24 protein-coding genes are annotated in these 26,469 nt (G+C 46.4%); 6 read left to right on the top strand and 18 right to left on the bottom strand.

Annotation, left to right across the window (positions count from 1 at the left end):
- Window position 1: 1 nt before the first annotated feature.
- A complete protein-coding gene (locus tag K941_RS0105310; protein WP_029102791.1) occupies window positions 2-1,522 on the bottom strand; it encodes an AmpG family muropeptide MFS transporter in 1,521 nt (506 codons plus the stop codon).
- A gap of 297 nt (window positions 1,523-1,819) precedes the next feature.
- Here K941_RS0105310 and K941_RS0105305 point away from each other — a divergent pair, with 297 nt between their 5' ends.
- Window positions 1,820-2,218, top strand: a complete 399-nt coding sequence (locus tag K941_RS0105305) for a type II toxin-antitoxin system HicB family antitoxin (protein WP_029102790.1) — start codon at window positions 1,820-1,822, stop codon at window positions 2,216-2,218.
- Between the two features lie 136 nt (window positions 2,219-2,354).
- Window positions 2,355-3,299, top strand: coding sequence for a LysR substrate-binding domain-containing protein (locus K941_RS0105300; RefSeq protein WP_029102789.1), 945 nt, complete (start codon window positions 2,355-2,357; stop codon window positions 3,297-3,299).
- 557 nt (window positions 3,300-3,856) lie between these two features.
- Here K941_RS0105300 and folD read toward each other — a convergent pair.
- The 11 genes from folD to moaA form a co-directional block, all read right to left on the bottom strand.
- The gene (gene folD, locus K941_RS0105295) at window positions 3,857-4,708 is read right to left on the bottom strand and encodes a bifunctional methylenetetrahydrofolate dehydrogenase/methenyltetrahydrofolate cyclohydrolase FolD (RefSeq protein WP_029102788.1); all 852 of its coding nucleotides are present in this window, start codon (window positions 4,706-4,708) and stop codon (window positions 3,857-3,859) included.
- Window positions 4,709-4,760: 52 nt separating this feature from the next.
- Window positions 4,761-7,088: an ATP-dependent Clp protease ATP-binding subunit ClpA gene (gene clpA, locus K941_RS0105290; RefSeq protein ID WP_029102787.1), complete on the bottom strand. Its 2,328-nt coding sequence runs from the start codon at window positions 7,086-7,088 to the stop codon at window positions 4,761-4,763.
- A gap of 92 nt (window positions 7,089-7,180) precedes the next feature.
- Complete coding sequence (dusB, locus tag K941_RS14825) at window positions 7,181-8,191, bottom strand: tRNA dihydrouridine synthase DusB (protein ID WP_051225898.1); 1,011 nt, start codon at window positions 8,189-8,191, stop codon at window positions 7,181-7,183.
- Window positions 8,192-8,211: 20 nt separating this feature from the next.
- The gene (locus K941_RS0105280) at window positions 8,212-9,231 is read right to left on the bottom strand and encodes a ribonuclease Z (protein WP_029102786.1); all 1,020 of its coding nucleotides are present in this window, start codon (window positions 9,229-9,231) and stop codon (window positions 8,212-8,214) included.
- 115 nt (window positions 9,232-9,346) lie between these two features.
- Window positions 9,347-9,835, bottom strand: a complete 489-nt coding sequence (locus K941_RS0105270) for a molybdenum cofactor biosynthesis protein MoaE (RefSeq protein ID WP_029102785.1) — start codon at window positions 9,833-9,835, stop codon at window positions 9,347-9,349.
- Window position 9,836: 1 nt separating this feature from the next.
- Window positions 9,837-10,106 (bottom strand): MoaD/ThiS family protein, encoded by a 270-nt coding sequence (locus K941_RS0105265; RefSeq protein WP_029102784.1) that lies wholly within the window; start codon window positions 10,104-10,106, stop codon window positions 9,837-9,839.
- Complete coding sequence (gene moaC, locus K941_RS0105260; RefSeq protein WP_036387561.1) at window positions 10,096-10,569, bottom strand: cyclic pyranopterin monophosphate synthase MoaC; 474 nt, start codon at window positions 10,567-10,569, stop codon at window positions 10,096-10,098. The genes K941_RS0105265 and moaC overlap by 11 nt, the downstream gene beginning before the upstream one ends.
- Complete coding sequence (mobA, locus tag K941_RS0105255; RefSeq protein WP_036387595.1) at window positions 10,566-11,258, bottom strand: molybdenum cofactor guanylyltransferase; 693 nt, start codon at window positions 11,256-11,258, stop codon at window positions 10,566-10,568. Before mobA ends, moaC begins: the two co-directional genes overlap by 4 nt.
- 15 nt (window positions 11,259-11,273) lie before the next feature.
- On the bottom strand, window positions 11,274-11,840 hold the full coding sequence (gene moaB, locus K941_RS0105250; protein ID WP_029102781.1) for a molybdenum cofactor biosynthesis protein B: 567 nt from the start codon (window positions 11,838-11,840) through the stop codon (window positions 11,274-11,276).
- Between the two features lie 34 nt (window positions 11,841-11,874).
- Window positions 11,875-12,576, bottom strand: coding sequence for an MOSC domain-containing protein (locus tag K941_RS0105245; protein WP_029102780.1), 702 nt, complete (start codon window positions 12,574-12,576; stop codon window positions 11,875-11,877).
- Window positions 12,577-12,624: 48 nt separating this feature from the next.
- On the bottom strand, window positions 12,625-13,629 hold the full coding sequence (moaA, locus tag K941_RS0105240; protein WP_228130369.1) for a GTP 3',8-cyclase MoaA: 1,005 nt from the start codon (window positions 13,627-13,629) through the stop codon (window positions 12,625-12,627).
- 510 nt (window positions 13,630-14,139) lie between these two features.
- Between moaA and K941_RS0105225 the strand changes: the two genes are divergently transcribed.
- Window positions 14,140-14,352, top strand: a complete 213-nt coding sequence (locus K941_RS0105225; protein ID WP_029102778.1) for a hypothetical protein — start codon at window positions 14,140-14,142, stop codon at window positions 14,350-14,352.
- Between the two features lie 151 nt (window positions 14,353-14,503).
- On the opposite strand, the gene K941_RS0105220 is transcribed toward K941_RS0105225, so the two are convergent.
- From K941_RS0105220 to gyrA, 6 genes are all read right to left on the bottom strand, one after another.
- Window positions 14,504-15,790: a molybdopterin molybdotransferase MoeA gene (locus K941_RS0105220; protein WP_029102777.1), complete on the bottom strand. Its 1,287-nt coding sequence runs from the start codon at window positions 15,788-15,790 to the stop codon at window positions 14,504-14,506.
- A 9-nt stretch (window positions 15,791-15,799) separates the two neighbouring features.
- Window positions 15,800-16,915, bottom strand: a complete 1,116-nt coding sequence (locus K941_RS0105215; protein WP_084137679.1) for a peptidylprolyl isomerase — start codon at window positions 16,913-16,915, stop codon at window positions 15,800-15,802.
- A 467-nt stretch (window positions 16,916-17,382) separates the two neighbouring features.
- Window positions 17,383-17,889: a flavin reductase gene (locus K941_RS0105205; RefSeq protein ID WP_029102774.1), complete on the bottom strand. Its 507-nt coding sequence runs from the start codon at window positions 17,887-17,889 to the stop codon at window positions 17,383-17,385.
- A gap of 80 nt (window positions 17,890-17,969) precedes the next feature.
- Window positions 17,970-19,004, bottom strand: coding sequence for a methionine synthase (locus K941_RS0105200; protein ID WP_029102773.1), 1,035 nt, complete (start codon window positions 19,002-19,004; stop codon window positions 17,970-17,972).
- Window positions 19,005-19,088: 84 nt separating this feature from the next.
- On the bottom strand, window positions 19,089-20,066 hold the full coding sequence (locus K941_RS0105195; protein WP_029102772.1) for a DUF1852 domain-containing protein: 978 nt from the start codon (window positions 20,064-20,066) through the stop codon (window positions 19,089-19,091).
- Between the two features lie 386 nt (window positions 20,067-20,452).
- On the bottom strand, window positions 20,453-23,146 hold the full coding sequence (gene gyrA, locus K941_RS0105185) for a DNA gyrase subunit A (protein ID WP_036387559.1): 2,694 nt from the start codon (window positions 23,144-23,146) through the stop codon (window positions 20,453-20,455).
- Window positions 23,147-23,675: 529 nt separating this feature from the next.
- Here gyrA and rpsT point away from each other — a divergent pair.
- The 3 genes from rpsT to panF all read left to right on the top strand — a co-directional run bounded on the left by rpsT (window position 23,676) and on the right by panF (window position 25,882).
- Window positions 23,676-23,942, top strand: a complete 267-nt coding sequence (gene rpsT, locus K941_RS0105175; RefSeq protein ID WP_029102770.1) for a 30S ribosomal protein S20 — start codon at window positions 23,676-23,678, stop codon at window positions 23,940-23,942.
- Between the two features lie 174 nt (window positions 23,943-24,116).
- Window positions 24,117-24,449, top strand: a complete 333-nt coding sequence (locus K941_RS16790) for a YhdT family protein (protein WP_084137678.1) — start codon at window positions 24,117-24,119, stop codon at window positions 24,447-24,449.
- Window positions 24,446-25,882 (top strand): sodium/pantothenate symporter, encoded by a 1,437-nt coding sequence (panF, locus tag K941_RS0105165; RefSeq protein WP_036387555.1) that lies wholly within the window; start codon window positions 24,446-24,448, stop codon window positions 25,880-25,882. Before K941_RS16790 ends, panF begins: the two co-directional genes overlap by 4 nt.
- The last annotated feature ends 587 nt before the right edge of the window (window positions 25,883-26,469 follow it).

Here is a 26,469-nt window from a genome sequence, read left to right as displayed (position 1 = left end):
GTCATTCTTTGTCAAGTACAGACTCGTCCAGCGAGATGTGTTTATCTGCCAAATGAATCAAATATAAAATCGGCAGTCCAATTACAAATGTGATGGCAAAAAACGTGGGATAATCGGTCGCATCCACAATCGCCCCCGAATAACCACCCAAGATTTTTGGCGATAGGGTCATGAGTGATGAAAACAGGGCATACTGCACCGCCGTGAAGCGAATGGATGTCAGTGCCGACAAAAAGGCGATGAATACCGCACTTGCCAAACCTGCCGCTAGGTTATCGGTAATCACCGCAAAATACATGACCAGAATGGTCGGCATATTGGCAAGGATGATAAATAACAGGTTCGTGGCACACGCCAGTATCGCCCCCACCATCATCGCTCTCATGACCCCCATCTGCTGAGCCACCCAGCCCCCAACAAAGCCACCGCCAATACTGGCAATCACGCCCACCACTTTGACCGCATTGGCGATTTGGATTTTGGTAAAGCCCAAATCTTGATAAAATAGGTTGGAGATGTTCCCTGCCACGATGTCCGAGATACGATACAAGCCAATGAGTGCCAACAGTAGCATCGCCTTTTTACCATAACGAGCAAAAAAATCGGTAATAGGGGCAACCCATGTCGCCTGTGCCACTTCTCGTCTGACCACGCCTGCCTGCACCAAGCCATAGCTGACCGCCCCCATGGCGATTGCACTACTGATGAACTGCACACAGCCCAGCAAAAAGGCAATACCCACACTCTCTGACTCTGGCAATACCCCACCCATCGTCCGATACGTCATGATAAAAGCCACCACCGAGAGTGCGAATACCACGCACAGTCTTGCGTAGTCTGCGGTCTGGGTAAACACAGGTTTGACCTGACGGATAGGCTCACGAATCAGTAGCGTGGTCGCCACACCGATGAGCATGACACACGCCATGATGAGATAGGTTTTTTGCCATGCCACATACTGATACATGCCTTCTTTGGAGCCAAACAGCTCCGCCAAATACAACGCCCCCGCCCCCGAGATAATCATGCCAATGCGATAACCTGCCACATAACTTGCCGAGAGCGCCGTTTGCATCTCGCTCGGGGCGGACTCGATACGATAGGCATCTATCACGATGTCTTGGGTCGCCGCCGAAAAGCCAAGCAACACCGCCCCCACCGCCATCACGGACGGGGCAACCTGAGCGGGGTCAGTCATCGCCATCATAATAATGGCAGTAATGATAAACACCTGACATAGTAGTAGCCATGAACGGCGATGACCGAGTATTTTACCAAGCACAGGCAAGGGCAAAGCATCCACCAATGGCGACCAAATAAACTTAAACGAATAACCCAACGCCGCCCAGCTAAACATCGTCACCGTACTGCGGTCAATGCCTGCCTCTCTTAGCCACAAGCCCAAACTAGAAAAAATCAGCAAAATCGGCACGCCTGCGGCAAAGCCTAAAAATAGCATGGATAAGGCTTGACGATTAAAATAAGCCGCCTTAAATGCCGAAAAATCAGATTGTTGTATCATCGCTGTGCATGAGTTAAAAAATAATCTGCCATTTTAGACTATTTTTGGTTATTTTACAAAAAGTTATTGTGATATTTTCAAAATCAGACATGCCCATGCCCACATGTCGACCCCACACATCAAGTTAAATACACTCACCGACAGAAACCATGCCGCCTAAATCGCAATATCCACATAAGATACGTTTGGTAAACAAATCAACCATCTAACCTTTTAAAGTTACCGCCAGTCTTAACATATTGCCAATTTATTATAATTATGACAAAATAAAAATCCCTTTTAGCACATCAATCCATCATGAAACTTTTTAGCGTTGCCATTAGACAAGAAGATGATACTTTTCATGCCCAAGTACCTGATTTGCCAGAAATTCACGTAATTGGCGACAGCATCGCCGATACGATTAATAAAGTACGTTCTACCTTGATTGGGCATTTACAAAAACTGGCAGATGATGGCAGTGACCTGCCCCAACCTGAGAACATCACCAATCATCTAACCAACCCCAAATTTGCAGGGCAAACATGGGCAATGATTAGCTTAAATTCCATGCTCTTTAACAGCAAGCAAAAACCCTTTAACCTGCACCTACCCCGTGCCTTACTTACCCAAATCCAAGCACAAATCGGCTATGACGAACACGATATTAAAGCCTTTATTTTAAAAGCAATAGAGCATGAACTTGCCAATGCTTAGCGGATAATCTCCATCTTTATACCGCACAAATGCCGATATTCCTAATCGGCATTTGTTTTTTCTTTTTGGGTATTTTCTTTTTTGGTGGTGGCTTTTATAATGACAGCACTTTATAACTCAGATTAAGGGGCGTATCATGGCGATAGATGTGGTCATCAACCAAAAGCATTTACAAATTCAGCTCAAACAGCTAGAAACCGTCTGGCATACCGTCGTCAATGGTTATAACCTATCCCAAGCCGCCGAACTGCTCCACACCAGTCAGTCCAGCCTATCCAAACAAATCGCCGCCCTAGAAAATCAGCTCAAAGCGGACGTATTTACCCGTCAAGGCAAACGCCTAACAGGGCTTACCCCCATTGGTAAATCGCTACTGCCCCACATCGAAGCGATTTTTGCCGAGATACGCACCATCGAAAACCTAAGCCTTGATTTTAATAACGCCCAAGAAGGCACGCTGACCGTTGCCACCACCCACACCCAAGCCCGCTATGTCTTGCCCACCATTGTCAAGGAGTTTTTGCAAAAATTCCCTAAGGTCAATCTGGTACTACAACAAGCCGACCCTGAGACCATCGCCCAAATGGTCATTCGTGGGCAAGCCGACATTGGCATTGCCACCGAGAGCCTGCTCAACAACGCCGTGTTACGCTGTCATCGCTATTATGACTGGTCGCACGTAGTCATCGTCCCCAAAGACCATGAGCTGGCAGGAGTAGCAGGCGTGATGGATGGTGTGGATTTGCCTGAACTGGCAAGTTTTCCCATCATTACTTATCATGGCGGTTTTACAGGGCGAAGTGCCATTGATAAGACGTTTGAGCAGGCAGGATTACAACCCAAAATCGTGCTTGCCGCCCTAGACTCGGACGTGATTAGCACCTATGTATCGGCAGGTCTAGGCATAGGCATCATCGCTGAGATGGCGTATGAACCTACCAACTATCCTGACCTTGTTGCCATCCCTGTGAGCCACTTTGGGCGGTTTACCAGTTGGATTGCGGTGCGTGATGACAGCGACATTCGCAAATTTGGCGGTGAGTTTATCAAACTGTGTCAAGCTCAATTTGATAGACGCTAGGGCGTACCCGCCTTTGATATCCACCATACAAAGCCTGTTTAAAAACAGGGAAATCGTACGTTTTTCAAACAAAAAACTTGCTTGATAGAATGACTATCAGCCTACGTTTCTCCTTAAAAACGTGCGATTTTTCGTGATTTTCATTGCAAATACAAAAGGCAGGCACACCCTACAATGTAAATTGTGTCACAAAAGACAGGTATCCCCAATCTCTGTGTAAAAACCATAAGCAAATAGATTTCTGGTAAGTCGGTTGGACAGATATCATAATTCTCTTATCCATCATCAATATTAGCAGGTGTTAAACCAAAGTCAATCACTTGACCTTGCATACCCATCAGTAGATAAGTTTTAAAGCCAAATTAATACACATGTTGATTTGCACAAAAACCAAACTTACCACAAATTTAAAGTTCTTGAGTCATCCTGCACCACCATGACGACACACAGACAAGGGAACACCACCAATCAAGGAAGGTTTGTGTGCATTTTGACTGGGTGTGTTATCGCATTCATCTTATCTTTTGCCCGAAGCGAAATTGAGAATGGGGCAGTATTTACAAACCTGCTTCCAACTCGCCTGCTTCGACACTTTGGCGGATTAGGGTGTTAATGGTCATCGGTCCCACACCCCCTGGTACAGGCGTGTAGAAACTGGCAATCTCTTCAATACCATCAAGCTCAATATCGCCCACACCGCCTGTCTTAGTCGGGTGAAAGCCTGCATCCACAACCACCGCCCCTTGTTTTATCCAATCTTTTTTGATAAGCTCTGGCACGCCCACCGCCCCCACCACGATGTCCGCTTGGCGGACATGGTCGACAAGATTAGCGGTCTTAGAGTGGCAAATGGTTACGGTGCAGTTGGCATTTAGGAGCATCATCGCCATCGGTTTGCCCAAAATCGCACTACGCCCCACCACCACAGCGTGTTTGCCCGCCAGTGGTACGTTATGGTGATTTAGCAGGTGCATGATACCTTGCGGTGTGGCAGAACCATAAGCACGCTCGCCCATCGCCATACGTCCAAAGCCCAGACAAGTCACGCCATCCACATCCTTGGATAGGGCAATCTCATCAAAACAAGCACGCTCATCAATCTGAGCAGGCACAGGGTGCTGCAATAAAATGCCGTGCACATCGGGGTTGGTGTTTAATTCACGGATTTTAGCAAGTAGCTCATCGGTGGTCGTCTCGCTTGGCATTTCCACACGGATAGAGTCCATGCCCACACGCTTACAGGCATTGCCTTTCATGCGGACATAGGTCGCTGACGCTGGGTCATCGCCGACTAGGATAGTCGCCAAAATGGGTGTACGTCCTGTCTTGTCTTTAAGATTTTGCACTCGCTCGCTAAGTTCTTTTTCAATTTGACCAGCAAGGGCTTTACCATCTAAAATCTGTGCCATAAATCCACCTTTTATATTAACGCAATCATCTAATGATATGCTTAGGATAATCCTACACCATATCTACTGTTTGTGCTGATTTTACCACATCAAAGCGTAATTTTGATGACTTTTTATCATCATTTGCCAATTTTTCATCATCAAGCGACACTTGCACCACCCCACCTTGTGCCAGCTCGCCAAAGAGTATCATTTCGGCAAGGGGTTTTTTAAGCTCATCGGTCACCAGTCGTGCCATCGGTCTTGCCCCCATGAGTTTATCATAACCCTTCTCGCCCAGATATGTACGCACGTCATCGCTGACTTCTAGCACCACGTTTTTATCATCTAGGGTACTTTGTAGCTCGATGATGAATTTATCCACCACCGAACCGATGGTCTCACTAGATAACGGAGCGAACTGCACCACCGCGTCCAAACGATTGCGAAACTCTGGGGTAAAGGTGCGTTTCATTGCCTCAGAGTTATCACTGCTGTGGTCTTGCTCGGTAAAGCCCATCGATGTACGGCTAATACTCTCTGCCCCGACATTGGTCGTCATGATGAGAATGACTTGTTTAAAGGACACGCTTCTGCCGTTATTGTCGGTCAGCGTGCCATGATCCATGACTTGTAGCAGTAGGTTAAAGACGTCATGATGGGCTTTTTCAATCTCATCAAGCAGTAGCACACAGTGGGTGTGTTGATGGACTTTTTCGGTCAAAAGTCCGCCTTGATCATAGCCGACATAGCCAGGGGGAGCCCCGATGAGCCGTGACGCGGTGTGGGCTTCCATGTATTCACTCATGTCAAAACGGATAAGCTCCACGCCCAAGGCAAAGGCAAGCTGACGGGCGATTTCGGTTTTGCCGACTCCTGTTGGTCCTGCAAACATAAACGCCCCGATGGGTTTTTCGGCGGATTTGAGCCCTGCCCGAGCCAGCTTGATACTGTCGGCTAATTTACCAATCGCTTCATCTTGCCCAAAGACGACGTGTTTTAAATCTCGCTCTAAGTTTTTCAACACTTCCACATCATCACGACTCACCGATTTGGGTGGTATGCGAGCGATTTTAGCGACGATTTCTTCGACTTGTGCCACGTCCACCGTGCCGATGATGGCTGTTTGTGTGTCATGATTAGCATTGTCCAACTTCTCGCCATGTTGCAGTCGCATTCTCGCCCCTGCTTCATCGATGACATCGATGGCTTTGTCGGGCAAAAAGCGGTCATGGATGTGCTTGGCAGACAGCTCCACCGCCGACTTGATGGCGTCATCGGTATAGCTGACCCGATGAAAGGCTTCGTATTGGGCTTTTAAGCCTTGTAAGATACCAATGCTGTCTTCTATGCTTGGTTCTTTGATGTCGATTTTTTGAAAACGTCTGGATAAGGCATGGTCTTTTTCAAAGACTTGGCGGTATTCGGCAAAGGTCGTTGAGCCGATACAGCGTAATTCGCCATTGGCTAAGGCAGGCTTGATAAGGTTAGATACGTCCATGGTGCTATTCATCGATGAACCTGCCCCGATGATGGTGTGAATCTCATCAATAAATAGCACGGCATTGGGCTGTTTTTTAATGGCTTTTAATAAGTCTTTGATACGGTTTTCAAAATCGCCACGAAACTTCGTCCCTGCCACCAATGAACCGATGTCAAGGCTATAAATGATGGTATCGGCTAGGGCTTTGGGGGCTTTGCCACTGGTGATGAGCCATGCCAACCCTTCGGCAATGGCGGTCTTGCCCACCCCAGGGTCGCCCACCAGTAGGGGATTATTTTTACGGCGACGGCATAGGATTTGGGCGGTGCGTTCTATCTCCGCCATGCGTCCGATGAGCGGGTCGGTCAAACCCTGCTTGGCTCGCTCGTTAAGATTTTGGGCAAACTCTTTGAGCGGGTCTTTTTTGGGGGCGGACTTTTGGGCTTTGGGACTGTCATCTTCTTCGCTCTCGCCCTGCTCATCATTAGGCTCATTCATGCCATGCGACAGATACCGCATGACTGACAAGCCTGATATTCCCTGCGATTTGAGCAGTGCCACCGCCTGTGAGTCCCGCTCTTTAAATATCGCCACCAATACATCAATGCCTGACACCGCTCGCCCCTGCCCACTGGTCTGTACGTGCCAAATCGCCCGTTGCAACACTCGCTGATAGGCTTTGGTCATCATGGGCGTGGCGTGCGTGCCTGTAATGCGTGGGATATAAACTTGCAAATATCGCTTTAACTCATTTGCTAAAAAGTCCAAATCCACCCCACACGCCGTCAAAATCTCTCGTGCTTCGGGGTCGCTGATAAGTCCCAGCAGCAAATGCTCAACCGTGATGTATTCGTGCTGTTCTTTGCGGGCGAAATCTTCTACCGCTTGGCGAGTGTTTTCAAAGGTTTTATTAAACATAAAAGTCCTACTTGATAAATGCTTTTATAACAATATGGGGATAATGCCACAAAAAACCATGATTGTTTTGCAAAAAATGATGGATTATGGGATTATTTATTCGCCTGTGTGACTTTTAAAAACTCATCAACAACTTTATATTGTCCGCTTGTCGTCTCTTCACGGTACATCGCCTCACGAAAGGCGTTGGAATTGGCAAGTCCGCCTGTGTACCAAGCGATGTGTTTGCGGGCAATGCGACAGCCTGAATATTCGCCATAAAATTGATACAGCTCGTCCAAATGAGCCAGTACAATCTCACGCAGTTCACTCACGCTAGGCGATGGCAAAAGCTCACCTGTGGCAAGATAATGGGCAATGTCCCGAAAAATCCACGGTCGCCCCTGCCCTGCTCGCCCTATCATGACCGCATCCGCCCCTGTGTACTCTTGTACCCATTTGGCTTTTTGGGGGCTGTCAATGTCGCCGTTTACGATGATGGGGATTTTGGCGTCTGCCTTGACTTGCCTGATAAGCTCATAACGGGCGTTGCCTGTATAAAAATCCTCTCGGGTGCGTCCGTGTATGGCAAGGGCGGATATGCCTGCGTTTTCGGCAATTTTGGCAACCGTTAGGATATTTTCTTGCCCGTTGGCAAAGCCGAGCCGTGTTTTTAGGGTAATCGGCACGCCCAAATCGGCAACCGACTCTACCGCACTGTCAAGGAGTCTTTTTACCAAATCTAAGTCTTGCAAAAGTGCCGACCCCGACAATTTGCGACACACCTTTTTGGCAGGACAGCCCATGTTAATGTCCACGATACACGCCCCATTTTCTACTTGAAATCGCACCGCTTGGGCAAGTTTATCAGGCTCCGCTCCTGCCACTTGGGCGGATATGGGAGCAATCTCACCCGAGAAGTTGGCACGGTACAGCGACTTTTGGCGGGCGTATAGGGCGGTATCGGCAATAATCATCTCGCTGACGGCATGACCTGCCCCAAAGGACTTGGCAAGACGGCGAAAGGGGTTATCGGTTACCCCTGCCATTGGGGCGACAATCAGGCGATTGGCAATGGTTTGATTGCCGATGGTTAGGGGGGTCAAGAGTATGTGTTTATTCATAAATTATTGATTTTATTAGGTTAAGTTATAGCATCCAAGCCTACCGCCACTTGCAAAAAATCCTTTGCCAGCACCAGTTTGCCGTCATAATAACTCTCCACTTCCTTACGAATATGCCCCATGTTGGGCTGTTTGGCGGTTTCATCATCAAAAGGGGCGTATCTGGCACTAAAATGGGTCAATATCAGCATGGGAACGTGGCAGGCGTGGGCGAATTGAGCAACCATTTTGGCACTAGAATGCTTAGGGTCAAATCCGCCCTGATCGGCAGGTTTACTGACTATTTTTTGCATGACATCATCGGTATAAGTCGCCTCGTGGACGAGAGCGTGGCAGTCTTTGACGGCTTGGGTCAGTAGGCTTGGCGTGTCGTTGTCGCCTGCGATGACGATTTTGGTGGTGCTTTGGGTGTGGATTTTATAATCACGCGGATTGATGGTATTATCATCAAGGCTTAGGGGTGTATCCGCCTTTAAAATCTCATGCCAATATTTATTGGCGATGTTATCGGTTTTTAATTTGCCCATCAAAAGTTTGTCTTTATCAAGGGTCTGGACAATCTCAAAGCCAAACGATGCAATGCGGTGCGATAGCGTGTGCAGGCGTATAAGAATGCGATGATTGTCGCCCAAATCAAGGGGTAATTCACGCTCCAAATTATCCTCAATGGCAATAAAATCAATGGGATAATTAAACTGTAGCTCACTCACGATGGTCAGCGTATCAAGCAGTTTGGCAATGGCTTTTGGGGCGATGAGCGTCAAAGGCTTGGTACGTCTGTTCATGCCAAGGCTCGCCAAAAGTCCGCCCAGCCCATAGCAGTGGTCGCCGTGCGTGTGCGTGATGAGTATGGCGGATAAGTCATTGGGCGACAGATGGCTTTTCATGAGCTGATGCTGAGTGCCTTCTCCGCAGTCGATGAGTAGCCAAGTATTGCGTTTGGCATGGGCGTTAGCAATGCATTCTAGGGCAAGGGCAGAGACGTTGCGTTCACGAGTTGGCACACCGCTTGATGTGCCTAAAAAGGTGAGTTTGAACATGGAGTTAATTGATAAATATGGTGGCACATTGTACCATATTTATCAAAATGGGTTGGGATTTATCAAAATAAATCAGGGTGATTTTACCGTCCCGATATGTCGCCATCCATCATCCCTAACCATTATTAGACAACCACAAACTGCTGTCGTCATCATAAAATTCCTGCTTCCACACAGGAATGTCGGCTTTGATGGCGTTCAGTAACCATTCACAAGCGTGAAAAGCAGGCGTGCGATGAGACGCACACACCCCAATCCACACCGCCATATCGCCAATGCCAAGCTCGCCAATGCGGTGAATGGCGACTGCGTGTGTGATGTCAAATTTGGCTTTGGCTTCACGGATGAGCTTCGCTCCGTGGTTGATGGCAAGCTGTTCATAGCCATAATAAGTCAGACGGCTCACCGCTCGCTTATTATTATGGTTACGCACCCACCCTTCAAACGTGACGAGCGCCCCTGCGGTGTCGTTTAGCAGATACGATTTTAACAATCTATCATCAATGGGGCAATCCGACAAAGCAAAACCGTCCACTCGGGCAAGCTCATAGGCTTCATCCTTGGGCAGGCTTGTGATTAACGCATTATCATGAACCGTTTTCATATCAGCCCCCTGCCACAGGCGGAATAAAGGCAATTGTATCGCCCGATGACACGCCATCGCCCCAACTGCCAAACTCGTGATTGATGGCAACTGCTACCTTGTCTTGGGGCAAATCAAAGCCGTATTTGGCGGACAATTTGGCATAAATTACCGTCAAGTCATCACTGTCCACCTGCACAGTCTCGCTATCCTTACCTGCCTGCTCGGCAAGGCTGGCAAAGTACAGCACGGTAAGGCTTATCGTATCAAATGGTTGATTGTTATTTGTCATAATCAGATTTCCCCCCTGTTTTTTGGACAAGATGAATGCCTTCTATCGTGATGTCGTGGCTGATTGCCTTGGTCATGTCATAGATGGTAAGACACGCCACCGACACGGCGGTCAGGGCTTCCATTTCAACGCCTGTCTTATGGGTAACTTTGGCGGTCGCCCCCACCACGATGGCACACTCATCATCGGCATAACGAAAGCTCATCTTGATGGTGTCAAGGGGCAAGGCGTGGCATAAGGGTATCAGCTCATGCGTTTTTTTGCCTGCCATAATCCCTGCGATGTGGGCGGTTTGAATGATACTGCCCTTTTTGGTCATGCCGTCTGTGTCTTTGATGTGGCGGTACACGTCAGGGGTGAACACCACCTTGCCCTGTGCACTCGCGGTGCGTGCGGTGGCAATTTTGTCGCCCACGTCCACCATGGTGATGTTGCCGTCTTTGTCTAAATGGGTAAGATTCATGATTGCTCTTTTTGTGGGTTGTTTTTAAAATACGATAATGCCAATTTAAATTCATCGGGCGCATTAAAATTGGCAAGATTTCGCCAATCTGTTGGCGTGGATAGTGGCATGGGTATTTGGCAAATATCTTTATCCTTTAAAAATTTCATCACAGACCGCTCGCCCTTATCCAAATATATTTTTAATTCATCATATAAAGACAACGAATAACAGCCTAATAACGGATAATCTTTATCGCTTGATATGTCTTTTAGATATGCCCCATGATGATTTTTTAAATTAGCCTTTTTTAATAAATTAAAAATTTGACCAACATCAATCAAATTATCACAGCTAATCACCATCAAAAATTTATCGGATAAATTATTGTCCGTTGATTTATCTTGATTAATAAAATGAGTTTGACAATAATGAAAAGCGGATAATATACAAGATAATGCCCCTGCATTTTTGATATAGTCATCAATGATAACAACAGATGAATTGATTGAATTGGTATTGTTTGAAAAACACTTATCCAAAAATCCTTTATCATTATCACCAATGAGTATCGGCAGATTTAACATATTGGCATTATTGATGTGAAAATTAAGCAATGTCTGATGATTTGGCAAAGGCAACAACGCCTTGGGCGAACCCATACGGCGAGAATTACCCCCTGCCAAAATCAATAGACCAATGACGCTCATGGCTTTGCCCATCGCTTAGCTGTGCGTGGGATTTTGACGCATAAGATGTGGCACAAAGTTGCATGGGCGTGTGCGGTTATCAAGCTGTTCTAACAAAATGCCTTCCCAGCCCGTGCGACACGCCCCTGTCGAACCCGGCAAGCAAAAAATCGCCGTGCTGTTCGCCATACCTGCCACCGCCCGAGATTGCAAGGTGGACATACCGATGTCATCTTTGGAGAGTAGGCGAAACATCTCGCCAAAGCCTGCCACTTCTTTGTCAAACAGCACCGACACCGCCTCTGGCATATTGTCCCGATGATAAAAGCCCGTACCGCCCGTGCTGATGACGGCATGAACATTGGGGTCAGCAATCCACGCACTCATCACGGCACGGATTTGGTAGATGTCATCTGTTGTGAGTTTTCGGTCAATGAGCGTATGTCCTGCCTTTGTGATACTGTCCGCCAGATACTGCCCTGATGTGTCTTCATCCAGCGTGCGAGTGTCCGAGACGGTCAGCACGGCGATGTTGAGCGGAATAAATGGCTTGTCCGCTTTTGGTGGAGCGATGTGGTTGGGGTTATTGCAAATCTTGCACATAGGATTGCCCTTTTAAATTAAAGTAAATAAAATATCAATGAGCTTTACGTTTGTCATGGATTTTCTTTTTCCAGCTGATTTCTAGACAGTCAATACCAAGCCATTTATCCGCCGTCTGTGCCTCAATGCCAGATTTTTGGTTAATTAATGACCACAGCGCCGTCAAATTAGCAAAAGGATAAGGGCGGTCAATAAGATAAACAGGCATGTCCGCATGAAGCACCCCAGTTCGCACCACCTGATAATACCACCCTGCAATGCCCTCTCGTGCCACGAAATAGGACACGCCTGCGTTGCCAAGCTTGTCATTAATCTTATAGCAGGGGCGACGTGGCTGTATCAGACGCGCCTGTACGCTGTCATCGCCCTCGCCAAACTGATAAATGTCGCCAATGCAGACATTATCCTCGCACATCGGTTCGCCTGATGTCATCACGGTTAGGTTCTCGCCCAATGAGCCGATGGGTGCGTTCAAATTAAACTCTTGATTGATGGCGTCATAGGTCGTGATGGGCATTTGATGCAGGGCTTTTAGATGTCCGCCATGAAATTTATGTTCTGCCTGCTCATCCTCGGACAGACCCAGCAGATTTACCGTCATGCTACCGTCAATCGCTATTTTGTTAATGGCACTCACGCCACGCACGAACGGCTCTACCTTGCCTGCTCGTACATCGGTTAATGTGCCAACAAGTCTGGGCAAATCATCTGCTTGTGTGATTGTCTCTGCGGTCATGATTGAACACCTAATGCATTAAAAGCCATATCATATCATAAGATATAACTAACCGCCCACCAGTGATAAATTATTCATCATACCGCTATGACTGTCTAAATAATGGTGTTCAGGTTTGATTGGCATTAAGCCTTTTAGTGCTGTCATTAGCCCTTTTTTATCTTGTGTGGCAAGATAAGGGCGAATGTCATAATTTTGAGAATCAAATAAGCACAAATGCACTTTGCCAAGACTGCTGACTCTTAAGCGATTGCAACTATCACAAAAGTTTTTGGCATACGGCTCAATAATGCCAATACTGCCTGCATAATCAGGGTGGATATATTCAATAGCAGGTCCATCGTCTTGGACTTTAGGCTTGGGTTGCCAGCCATGTGTAACAAGGTAGTCTTTGATAAACTGGGCGGTTTGATTTTGAGCAAAAAACAAATCGGCATTATCACTGGTTTGCATAAATTCAATAAAGCGATAAGTAACAGGACGCTCTTTGACAAAATCAAGGGCGGATAATAAATTATCATAAGCGGTATCGTGCATTAAAATACCGTTCATTTTTAATTTAATGTCGGTCATTTGTAATAATTTATCCACATCATTTAATAGCGTGGGCAATATGTCAAAGCCTGTGATTTTTTTGAATATGTTTTTATCAAAACTGTCAATGCTAAGATTTAATTGATTAAGCCCAGCGTTTTGCCAAGATGATAGGTGTTTGGCAAGTTTGTAGCCGTTTGATGAGATGGCGATTTTGGCAATGCCATGCTGTTTGGCAAGGGCAATGATGTCCGCCAAATCACGGCGAACGGACGGCTCTCCGCCTGTCAGACGTACTTTTTTTGTACCAAGACTGACAAAGCCGTCAAAAAGCGTGTCAATCTCGGCAAGTGTCAGCTCGTCATCGGGTCGTTTGCCTTGATAGCCGTTCGGCAAGCAGTAATCACAGCGAAAGTTACAAAAGTCGGTAACGGATAGGCGTAGGTAGGTCAGCTGTCTGTTAAATCCGTCCACAAGTGGGGTGGGGGCAAGTTGAGTGTGTGAGCCTTGCCCGCCCATGTCAGCAAAGGGGGCTTTGGCGTGGTAGGTGGGGACGGACGTTTTCATGGCTTCGTAAGGCGTTGCCTCGGTTGTGGGTATGGGCTAAGTGTAGCAAAACCGTGCATCCACCCCAATCGCCCAAAAGGTAAACAGCATACTACTTTGGGGGTAGGGGTGGGGTGATGGGGTTTTTATTTGTACAGCCACAACATTTACTCACAAAACTACTTGAACATCAAACCAAATCGCTGTATGATTTAAAAATCCAAATCAAAGGCTAAATGATATGACGTCACTCTTAGGTTTATTTATTGGGGTATTGATTGCACTTTGTTTATTATTTCCTATATTGGCAATACCTTTGATTATTTTGGCTGTGGCTTTGTGTGCTTTTATTCAAGGGTTTTTGGAGTCGCTCATCGAATTTTTTTAAAAATAATAAAAATCATATTTAGGGCGTGCCTACCATTGGTAACATTTTATTGAAATTTAACAAAACCTGATAAACTAAATCAAGAAAACAACCCCATGATATTGATATTATTCTTTATTCTTTGGCTGACTGGGGCGATTATTTTTGGTACGATATGTACATTTATTGGCGGTTATGTCCGCCCCTATAATGATACTGGCATATGGCTTGGTCTTGTGTTATCTGCAATTATTTATGTCGTGGCGACCATGATATGGTTATTGGGTTATGTACACCCGACCAACTTGATATTTACCACAGGTTTGTAGGAGTGTGCTGAGCACACCCTTGGATAACATACTGTGCAAGGCGTGCTCAGCACCCCCTACATCCACGCTTATTGAGTATATTTATTTACAAGACAGCCTAGTATTTAAAAAAGGGCAAAATCAATTTACCCTTTTAAAAAACAAACCCCAATCAATAAAACCCCCACCCAAACGGCTCTATCGTTATCTCATCGCCTGCCAAATAACCTTCGCTGTCTTTGTCCGCCACGATAAGGCAGTTGGCAAGCGATAATTGCTTGATACGGTGCGAGTCTTGCACGCCCACCGCTTGCACCACAAATCTGCCAAACTCATCTTGATGGTATATGCCACGCATAAATTCTTTACGCCCTGCCCTTTTTTTGATGTCGTGGCTTGGGGTTGCGCTTAGGGTCAATCGCTTGGGTAAGTCATCATCACGCACCCCAGACAGTCGCCACAAGGCAGGAATGATAAACTGCAAACAGCCCACCACGCAGGACAAAGGATTGCCCGGTAGCCCAAAATACAGCACCGTTTTGGGGCTGTCGGCATTGTCATAAAGCTCGCCAAAAACAAAAGGCTTGCCTGGTTTCATGGCGACTTTGTAATGGGTGATTTTGCCCAGTTTGTCAATGGCGTGCGTCAAAAAATCATAATCACCCACCGACACCCCTGCACTTGACACCACCACATCGCATTCATGCACCGCTTGCTCTATGGCGTGGCAGGTCTTGGACAAGTCGTCAGGGATAATGCCGTAGTCTTTGATGATGACAGGCAAGTCTTTTAGAAGTGCTTTTAGGGTGGGTGTGTTTGAGTTGTAGATATTGGCAAGGCTTGGCAGGCTCTCGCCCACGTTCACAAGCTCGTCCCCTGTTGCCAAAATCCCCACCACAAGCGGACGATACACCACCACATCTGCCACACCAAGATTGGCAAGCAGACTGATGTCGGCAGGATTTAGGCGTTTGCCCACGGTCAGCACGCACTCGCCTGTGGCGACTTCTTCGCCTTGGTGTCTTATGTTGTTGCCTGTGTATGAGTCTTTGGCAAGGGTGATGGTGTAAGTGGTGGATTTGTCAATGCTATTTTTTATGTTGTCCCAATCGGTGTTTTCTTGCATGACCACATTATCGCACCCATCTGGCACGACCGCCCCTGTAAAAATTCGCACCGCTTGCCCCACACCTATCGCCCCATGATAGGGCTTGCCTGCACACGACTCGCCAATGACAACAAACTGACTACCGCTTGCCAAATCCGACCCTACCCCCAAGGCAAAACCATCCATGGCGGACAAGTTTTGGCGAGGAATGTCAAAGCCTGCCGTGATGTCCTGTGCCAGTACATGACCGATGGCGGACAATAAGGGCAAAGCTAGCGTATCCTGATAAGTCTTGGCGTGCGTGCTTGCCGTGGTGTTGATGGCGTGTTGTAAGTCTTCCACACTAATCATAATCCCTCCTTATCCTCGATAAATGTTCTCTTGATTAACACTAATATCAATGCCCACGATGTCGGCATTTTGTTTTAGGGTGTACAGATAATCAATTAACGCATGATGAAATGCCTGCTGAGACAGTCTATTTCTAATCATGGGCAGGGCTTCATCAAAGCTCAATGCCTTACCGTCCATACGCTCCATCACGTCCACAATATGCACCCCATAACGGCTCTCAATGGGGCTTGGGGCAAGTCCTTTGGGCAGAGCAAAGACCGCCTTTTCAAACTCGGGTACAGTCGCCCCTTTTTGTAAAATACCAAGCTCGCCCCCATCTGTCTTGGACGGACAGGCAGAGTATTGCATGGCTTGGGTAATAAATTCGCCTGACGGATTGGGGCTGTTTTTGATGGTATCAATCAGCTCATAGGCACGTTTTTTTAGCTCAATGCGTTCTTCGCCTTCTTCGGGCGGACAAGCAAAGAGAATATGGCGAACTTTCATGACAGGCGGTGCGGTAAACTCGCCTTGATTGGCGGTGTAATACTGCTCACAAATGCTGTCGGTTGGCGTGTTGGGGTGGACGTTTTTGGCGATGAGTTTTGAGATGGCGTTCTCATCATCGACTTGCCATTCGTCTTTTAATTCATCATCCGCCATGACCGCTTGGCGTAATAACTCACGAATGACCAACGCTTGGGCGGATAAAAACAACGCTTCGTCTTGGCTGTCGGCAGGGTGATACTGCACTTCTTCGCCAATGGCTTGCTCGCTGATAAGCACGCCATTGACCGTAATGGTCGGCACGCTTTGGCGAGATGAAGCGATAAGATTGCTGTGATTGGCGTTTTCTTCGCTGATGGCTTGCTGTATGAGTTCGGCGTCCGATGATAAGCGTTTTAGGTCGTCTGATGTGGGCATGACCCGAATGCCGTCATCAAAAAATTCAGGCTCGTGGTTATGATGATGGGCATGGCTATGGTTGTGGTTGTGAGAGCCACCACAACCGCACGAACCATCTGACGGTTTGGCGTGGGCTTGGCTTGGCTCGCTGATTTGTAATAGCTCAGGGCTGGTTTGGGGGTTTGAAGTGGGGGCGGGGTTATTTGGGGCTTTGGGGTTATAGGCTTGGACGGTCATAAGACACCTTTGGGATATTGGTTTTGGTGTATTATTCATGATATTTGTCAAGGATAAAATACTCCTTTTGGTTAAGTATTTGGCAAGCATGGCACGCCATAGAACCCCGCTTGTTGCTTTTAAATACTAGGACGTGCCTACCATTGATAACATTTTTATAAAACAAGATGAAAATTTGACAATGTCAATCAATTTTTGCATGAAAAATAGTCAAATCTTATGGCGCGAAGACCAAAGCTTGTTTGATAAAAAACTTACAGCCTGCGTTTTTCCGTTGAAAAACGTGCGATTCCCCTGCTTTTTTAAAAAGGCATTTTCATTACAGATACCAAAGGCAGGCATGCCCTAGCTTTTACACCATACAAAATGAAAAAGTACTACGGTTTTCGTTCGTGGTGAGCCATGCCTGCCCATGACGGAAAACGATCCACAGGCAAGCTTGTGGCGAAAGGTTTTTGTAGTAAAATTCAATTTTGTTGGCTGTATAATGCCGTGCCGTCATCAGTTTTATGATAATTACGGTTAAAATAAGTCAATGCCTTATCACTGTCGCCTTGACGAATGGCGATAATCTCACAAATGAACACCCCATGCGTGCCAACTTCTTTAATCTCGCTAATCTTGCAATCAAAGCTCATCAAGGCATCAGTTAGCATTGGCGAGCCTGTGGTTAGTGTCTCCCAAGTGCCGTGCTCAAAACGCTCATCAGAATTTAGCCGTGATGCGAACGTATTAGATAAGTGCGACTGTTCAGCGGTCAAGGTATTGACCATAAGCACGCCATTTTTGACAAAATTGTCATAAAATCCGATGTTTGTATTCATACACACAAGCAAAGTCGGGGGCGTGTCGGTCACGCTACATACTGCCGATGCCGTAAAACCATGTCGCCCTGCCACACCGTCTGTCGTTATCACATGAACAGCGGTGGTGAGTTTTGCCATTGCGTCTTTAAAATCTGTTACTGATACCATTGTTATTTTCTTAAATTATTTTATAAATACAAATGTTGGATTTTCATACAGAAAACCCAACATTCATTCGATTTGGCTGATTATTTACCTGCCAACTCGTTACGGATAATTTTCGCCCCTTCGCTAAGAGCGTGCAACTTACCACGAGCAACCGTACGAGATAGTGGAGCCATACCGCAGTTGGTGCTTGGGTAGAGTTTATCTGCATCCACAAATTGCAAGGCTTTACGCAAAGTATCCGCCACTTGCTCAGGTGTTTCAACCTCATTGGTCGCCACGTCAATCGCCCCAACCATGACCGTTTTGCCACGAATCAGCTCAATCAAATCCATTGGCACACGAGAATTTTGGCATTCTAGCGAGATGATGTCAATTTTGGATTGTTGCAGTTTTGGGAAACTCTCTTCGTATTGTCGCCATTCGTTGCCAAGCGTTTGCTTCCAATCGGTGTTCGCCTTAATGCCGTAGCCGTAGCAGATATGTACCGCTGTTTGGCATTTTAGCCCGGAGGTGGCACGCTCCAAAGTTGCCACGCCCCAATCGTTTAGCTCATCAAAAAACACATTAAACGCAGGCTCATCAAACTGAATAATATCCACGCCTGCCGCTTCTAGCTCTTTTGCTTCTTCATTTAGGATTTTGGCAAATTCCCACGCCAATTTTTCACGGCTCTTGTAATGCCCGTCATACAAGGTATCAATCATCGTCATCGGGCCAGGCAACGCCCATTTGATGAGCTTGTCGGTATGCTGACGCAAAAATTTGGCATCGTCCACAAACACCGATTTCGGGCGAGACACATCGCCTACCACGCTAGGCACACTAGCATCGTAGCGGTTACGAATACGGACGGTTTCACGCTTGTTAAAATCCACACCGTCCAAATGCTCAATAAACGTGGTTACAAAGTGCTGACGAGTCTGCTCACCGTCGCTGACAATGTCAATGCCTGCACGGGTCTGCTCGGCAAGCGATATAAGTAGTGCGTCTTGCTTGGCTTGGCGTAGCTCATCGCCTTCAAATTTCCATTCTGACCACAGTTTTTCGGGTTCGGCAAGCCAAGACGGTTTTGGCAAACTGCCTGCGGTGGAAGTGGGAAGTAAAAGTTTGCTCATTGTATTTTCCTAAATTAAAATTTGCATTATACCAAAAAAATTCAAATCAACCGACAATTAAATCGGTTGATTGAAATTCATCTTTTATTTTTCGGCAAGCCAAGCGTCCAAAATCTCTTTGTACGGCTTGATAAACTGCTCTTCGGCAAGTTTGCCTTGTTTTACCGCCAAATCGTTACGCTCCACACGGTCATAATCCACTTTCGGCACGGCATAGTCTTCATAAGTTAGACTACCCTTGTACACTTGCCCCGCCACCGAATTGGCACTATAAATCTCTGGGCGATAGATACGCTGGAACGCTTCCATGGTCGCAATGGTGCTGATGAGCTCTAAGTTGGTGTAATCATTCAACAAATCAGCATTTTCATCAAAATAAAACGCATACGGAGCAACCGATTTTGGTGGCATAAAGTAACGCACTTTTAAGCCCATTTTGGCAAAATATTCATCGGTCAATGAATAGTCGTTTTGCACATATTCCACGCCCAAAATCGGGTGTGTGTTGGTGGTTCTGTGGTAGGTGCGAGTGGTCGCAACGCTTAGGCACAGTACGGGCGGTTTTTTGGATTGGGCTTTGTACTCTTCGGACGCAACCATGAATTTGAACAATTTGCCATGCAAATCGCCATAGCCTTCTGGCACACTAAATTCAGGCTTGTCCTTGTTGTACTCACGAAGTAGCACGCTAAAATCATAATCACGGACAAACGATGAAAAGCTGTTGCCGATGATGCCGTCAATGGTTTTGCCTGTTTTGTGGTCAAGTACAGACGTTTTTAACCATTCTAATCCTGAGAAAAATTCGCCCTTGCCTGCCACGTCAATGTCAATAGACACAATGTCAATCAGCACCGAATAGCGGTCGTTGGTGGGGTTGTCCCAGTTCGCCAAATCGTTAAAACGGTTGTTAATCATGGCAATGGCGTTTTGTAGGTTTTGTTTGCGGTTTTCGCCACGAGCTAGGTTAGCAAAGTTGGTGGTCAAACGAGTGCTACTGGCTGGCTCATAGTTTTCATCAAAACGCTGGGTATGCACTCGGCATTGAAATTGTGCGGTCATTTTTTCACCTTACGGGGTTGTTTTTGGAATGGGTGTAGGGCGTGCTGAACCTTTATAACACATTTTACATTTTAAAAAATTTTAGGTATGAACAATGTTTTTGCATGAAAAATGGCTAAATCTTGTTTTTCTGTGTCAAAAGCTCGTTTGATAGAGTGGCCATCAAACTTCACTTTTTCCTTGAAAAACGTGCGATTTTTCTCATTGTTCATCGCAAATACAAAGATTCAACACGCACTATTAAACCACATTTTCTTAATGAAAAAAACTGATATATTTTAAAAAAAAGTTGAAAAAAATTCAGGTGAAGACCAATAAAGGCAAAACACATTTATACACCCAATAACACGCCCAACAAAAAGGCGGACATCAATCCGCCTTTTTTATCATTCACTGTCTTGGCTCGTTTCTATCATCTCGCCATGTTCGCTGTCGCTATCATCATCGCTTGGCTCTTCATGCTCCACACACGCAAGCCCCACCAGCGTTTCGCTCTCGCCAATGCGAATGAGCTTGACCCCTTGGGCGTTACGTCCTGCGGTTGCGATTTGGGCGACCGGTGTGCGGACAAGCGTGCCTTTATCGGAGATTAAAATCACGTCTTCATCGCCTGTTACCGCCACCGCTTTGACAAGCTGGCCGTTACGCTCTGATGTCTTAATGGCAATCACGCCTTGACCGCCACGCCCTTTGGTCGGATAGTCGTCAATCGGGGTGCGTTTGCCGTAACCGTTTTCGCACGCTGTCAAAATCTCGCCTGCCTGTGGGGCAACCACGAGCGACACCACACGGCTGACCGACACCACGCTGTCATTATCACTATCATCGGTATCGTCATCGGTCGGCTCATCATCGTCCAAGCCGAGACTGGCGAGCAGATTGACACGGATACCACGCACGCCCTTGGCAGTACGTCCCATGGCACGAATGGCGGATTCTTTAAAGCGAATGGCTTTGCCTTCGTTGGAGAACAGCATAATCTGTTGCTCACCGTCCGTAATCGCCACGCCAATCAAGGTATCGCCATCCACAAGGTCAATGGCTCTTAGTCCGTTGGCACGCAAATTGGCAAATTGCGACAACGCCACACGCTTGACCGTACCGCTTGCCGTGGCAAAAAACACAAATTTACCGTCATCGGCTAGGCTCTCCACAGGCAAAATGGCGGTTACGCTCTCGCTTGGGTCAATGTTGATAAGATTGACAAGCGGTCTACCCTTTGAGCCACGAGACGCAATCGGCACTTCAAAGCCACGCAAGCCAAACACTCGCCCTGTATTGGTAAAGCACAAAATATGGGCGTGCGTACTGGTAACTAATAAATGCTCAATCACGTCATCTTCTTTCATGGCGGTTGCTGATTTGCCTTTTCCGCCACGTTTTTGGGCTTGGTAGTCGCTCACGGCTTGGGTTTTGGCATAGCCTGTATGCGACACGGTCATGACCACCGTCTGCTCTGGGATTAAGTCTTCACGGCTAAAATCGGCTCGTGCGTCCACAATATCGGTCTTACGCTCATCGCCAAAATCATCACGGATTTGGATAAGCTCCGCCTTAATCACGCCCATGAGCTTGTCAAAATCCGCCAAAATCATCTGTAAGCGTGCAATCTCGCCCAAAATCTCTTGGTATTCTTTGGATAATTTGTCCTGCTCCAAACCTGTCAAGCGGTGGAGTTGCATATCCAAAATGGCGTTTACTTGGTCGGGTGATAGGCGGTATTCTTTGTCGTCATTGACAAGCCCAAACGGTGCGTTTAAGTCCTCACCTTCGATGATGTCGGGGCGGATAGACGTTGCCCCTGCATTTTTTAGCATGGCAACCACATTGCCCGCCTGCCAGATACGCCCAAGCAGGTTCTCACGAGCCTCGGCACGGTTGGCGGACTTTTTAATGGTCTCAATGATGTCATCAATGTTGGCAAGAGCAATGGTCAAGCCCTCCAACAAATGTCCACGAGCTTTGGCTTTATTCAGCTCAAAAATGGTACGGCGTGTAACGACTTCTTGGCGATGACGGATAAAGCTGGCAATCAAGTCATGCAAGGTCATAAGGCGTGGCTGTCCGTTGTCAAGAGCAACCATGTTAATACTAAAACTGGACTCTAAGGGTGTTTGCAAAAATAGATTATTTACCACAACTTCGGCATTTTCGCCACGTCTTAGGTCAATGGCAATCCGCATACCCTCTTTGTCAGACTCATCACGCACGCCTGTGATACCGTCTAATTTTTTGTCATTGACAAGTTGGGCGATTTGCTCAATGAGTTTGGCTTTATTGACTTGATAAGGAATCTCAGTAAAGACAATGCGTTCACGGTCTTTGCTTGCCCCTTCCATATTTTCAATGACATAACGCCCACGAATGTGCAGTCGCCCCTTGCCTGTGCGATAGGCGTCAAAAATGCCACTTCGCCCATAGATGATACCACCTGTGGGGAAGTCAGGCCCGCTGATGTGGCTTGCCAGCTCATCGCCATCAATCTGTGGGTTATCGGCATAGGCAAGACAAGCGTTCACAACTTCAGTTAGGTTGTGCGGTGCCATGTTGGTCGCCATGCCGACTGCAATGCCCGTTGCTCCATTGACAAGCAGGTTTGGCACACGGGCAGGTAGCACAGACGGCATTTTTTCGGAGCCGTCATAGTTATCCTCCCAGTCCACCGTGTCTTTGTCAAGGTCGGCAAGCATTTGGTGCGTGAGTTTTTGCATACGCACTTCGGTATAACGCATGGCGGCAGGTGGGTCGCCGTCCACCGAACCGAAGTTACCCTGTCCGTCCACCATCATATACCGCATAGAAAACGGCTGGGCAAGACGCACAATGGCATCATACACGGCAGTGTCGCCGTGAGGGTGGTATTTACCGATAACATCGCCCACGACACGGGCAGATTTTTTGTAGGGTTTGTTATAATCGTTGGACAGCTCGTGCATGGCGTACATCACACGGCGGTGAACAGGCTTTAAGCCGTCTCGCACATCAGGCAAGGCACGAGAGACGATGACGCTCATCGCATAGTCAAGGTAGGACTGCTTTAATTCATCAACAATCCCAACGGGGGTTACGCTATCGGTCATAATTTTTCCAAGTAACACACATAAAGGCGACATTATAGCACAAAATGGCAAAAATGGCGAATTTTACGCCATAAAATGCAAGCTTTTTATTTTAAAAAATAATTAAAAATCAATATGTTAAAACTTTATGGTTTGGTGGTTTTTTAGCATTTTTAAAACTTAGGGTGTGTTGAATGTTGGTATTTGCAATGAAAAATGAGAGAAATCGCCCGTTTTTCAAGGAAAAGTCCGCAGTTGATATTGAAATATCAACAAGGATTTTGACGATGAAAAACAAGATTTAGCCATTTTTCATGCAAAAATGGGTTGAAATTGTCAAATTTTCATCATTACCTTGTAAAAAATGTTATCAATATTCAACACGCCCCAACAATACACTTGAATAAATCGCAAAAATTTGCTAATATATCGACTTTATTGTGTTAGGCAACGTGTCTCCTTTATTTTATTGGGTAATTCGGTGGCTGCCTGAATTATCGCCTACACTAAGTTACTTTTATCCATTTTTACTTTTTGTAAGGAAATCATCATGGCAAACTCAGCCCAAGCTCGTAAACGTGCACGCCAAAACGTCAAACGCCGTGCCCAAAACGCTTCTCAACGCTCTATGGTTCGTACCTGCATCAAACGTGTGGTATCTGCCATCGAATCTAAGTCTTATGACCTAGCAACCGAAGCCTACGACAAAGCCGTTCCTGTGATTGACCGCATGGCTGACAAAGGCATCATTCACAAAAACAAAGCCGCTCGTCATAAGAGCCGTCTAAACAAAGCCATCAAAGCCCTAAAAGCTTAATCGGCACTCATGCCAGTTTTGGTAACAGACTTAAAAAGACCTTAATATTAATTAAGGTCTTTTTTATTTTAAAGTGGCAGATTTTGTGTTAAAATTTGTGCGTTTTTTCGCCTTTATTTTGCTTTTATCCTGCCCTTATGTAAAGGGTTTTATAAGAATTTGTAAGGACGCACCATGTCAGACACCCCGCCCCAAGCCAACCAACCCACCCCAAGCCAACCCCCAAAGCCTGCCCCACTCACCCATCAGTTAAACCGTGAGGCCAAATGGTCTTTGTATCTGACCTTGCTGTATATGGCAGGTTGGGTGATTTTTGCCTATTTTATGCCAGCAGGGACGGGGCTTTTGGGTTTGCCGTTGTGGTTTGAGTTAAGCTGTATTTTTTTGCCCCTGATTTTTATTTTAATCAGCATGACGGTGTTAAAGGCGGTTTATCAGGAAGTGGATTTGGACGGTGAATTAAGTAACGAATTAAATCACAATGCCAAACAAGGGGAAAACGCATGAATTTAAATATCCAAATTTTAATCCCCCTTGTCCTGTATCTGTTTTTTGTGTTTGGGGTGGCGTGGCACGCTTATCAAAAACGCAAAACGGGCGGATTTTTAAATGAATACTATGTCGGCTCACGCTCCATGGGCGGATTTGTGCTTGCGATGACCACGGTGGCGACTTACGTCTCGGCAAGCTCATTCATCGGCGGGCCGGGGGCGGCGTATAAATTTGGCTTGGGCTGGGTGCTACTGTCCATGATACAAGTGCCTGCAATCTGGCTTACGCTTGGCACGCTTGGTAAGAAGTTTGCCATGCTCGCCCGCCAAACAGGTAGTATTACCATCAATGACCTATTATTTGCCCGTTATCAAAATAAAGTCGTGGTGTGGCTTGCGTGTGTCTCGCTCCTACTGGCGTTTTTTGGCATGATGGTGGTACAGTTTATTGGGGCAGGTCGTCTGCTTGAAACGACACTGGGTCTGCCTTATGAATGGTCGATTGGCGTGTTTGCCCTTGTGATTGGGCTTTATACCTTTATTGGGGGCTTTCGTGCGGTGGTCTTGACCGACACCGTGCAGGGGCTTGTCATGCTCATCGGCACGATGCTCCTACTTGGGGCAACGCTTGTCGCCACAGGGGGCATGGAGAACGCCATGACCACCCTGCACGCCATTGACCCACGCCTACTGACCCCAACAGGCGTTGATGATAAGCTGTCGGCAACATTTATGCTGTCGTTTTGGGTACTGGTGTGTTTTGGTCTCATTGGCTTGCCCCATACGGCGGTACGGGCGATGGCGTATAAGGACAGTCGCTCACTACATCGTGGGATACTTGTGGGAACGGTGGTGATGACGGTGCTGGTCTTAGGCATGCACCTAGCAGGGGTCTTGGCTCGTGCGGTCGTGCCTGAGCTTGATGTGCCTGACAAGGTCATTCCCACGCTCATGATGACGGTGCTACCGCCCTTTGTGGCAGGGATATTTTTGGCGGCACCTATGGCGGCGATTATGTCGTCCATTGACTCGATGCTGATACAGTCGTCAAGCACGCTGATTAAGGATTTGTATTTATCTATCAAGCCTGACGCTATCCACAACGAAGCCAAAATCAAACGCTACTCCACCACGCTCACGCTTGGCTTTACCGTGATTTTGGCGGTCGTTGCCATGCTAAATCCGCCAGATATGCTCATTTGGCTAAACTTATTATCCTTTGGTGGGTTAGAGGCGACTTTCTTGTGGGTGCTGGTCTTTGGACTGTATTACAAAAAAGCCAATGCCACAGGGGCGATATGGTCTATGGTGGCAGGTCTGACGAGCTATGTCATCATTGCCTATTTTAAAATCGCCTTATGGGATTTGCACGCTGTTGTGCCTGCGTTGGTGATTGGGCTTGTTGCATTTTTGGTGGGGAATAAGGTGGGGGAGATAAAAAAGGTATGATGTTAGAATGTACCTGTCTTTTGTATTTGCAATGAAAAATGTCTGTTTAAAAAAGCAGGGAATCGCACGTTTTTCAAGGAAAAAATGCAGGCTGTGAGTTTTCTATCAGACAAGTTTTTGGCTTTGAGCCACAATCCGACCCACTTAATTTTGAAAATTAAGTAAAAATCTTAGGGCATGTTGAACTTTTGTATTTGCAATGAAAAATGAGAAAAATCGCACGTTTTTCAAGGAAAAAGTGAAGTTTGATAGTCGTTCTATCAAACAAGCTTTTATTATGAAAAACAAGATTTAGTCATTTTTCATGCAAAAACACCATTTTATTTCTATAAAATTTCTAAATTTTAAATTGTGTTATAAAGGTTAGGCACGCCCTAAAATCTACACAGTTAAGTGGTCGGATAGCCATTTTTCATGCAAAAATTGATAAAGTATAAATTTGCATCTTATTGTATAAAAATATCATCAATGTTTAACATACCCTAGACATACTGCAAAATAAAATGTTTATACGTTCAGATCCTGATATTTTGAGTTTAAAAATTGAAAAATGCTGCAAAACCATTATTTCACAGTGACTCTGTTGT

This window comes from Moraxella caprae DSM 19149 (assembly GCF_000426885.1).
GTDB lineage: Bacteria > Pseudomonadota > Gammaproteobacteria > Pseudomonadales > Moraxellaceae > Moraxella > Moraxella caprae.
The sequence above is the reverse complement of the archived record's forward strand: the minus strand, read 5'-3'. Positions and strand labels throughout refer to the sequence as shown.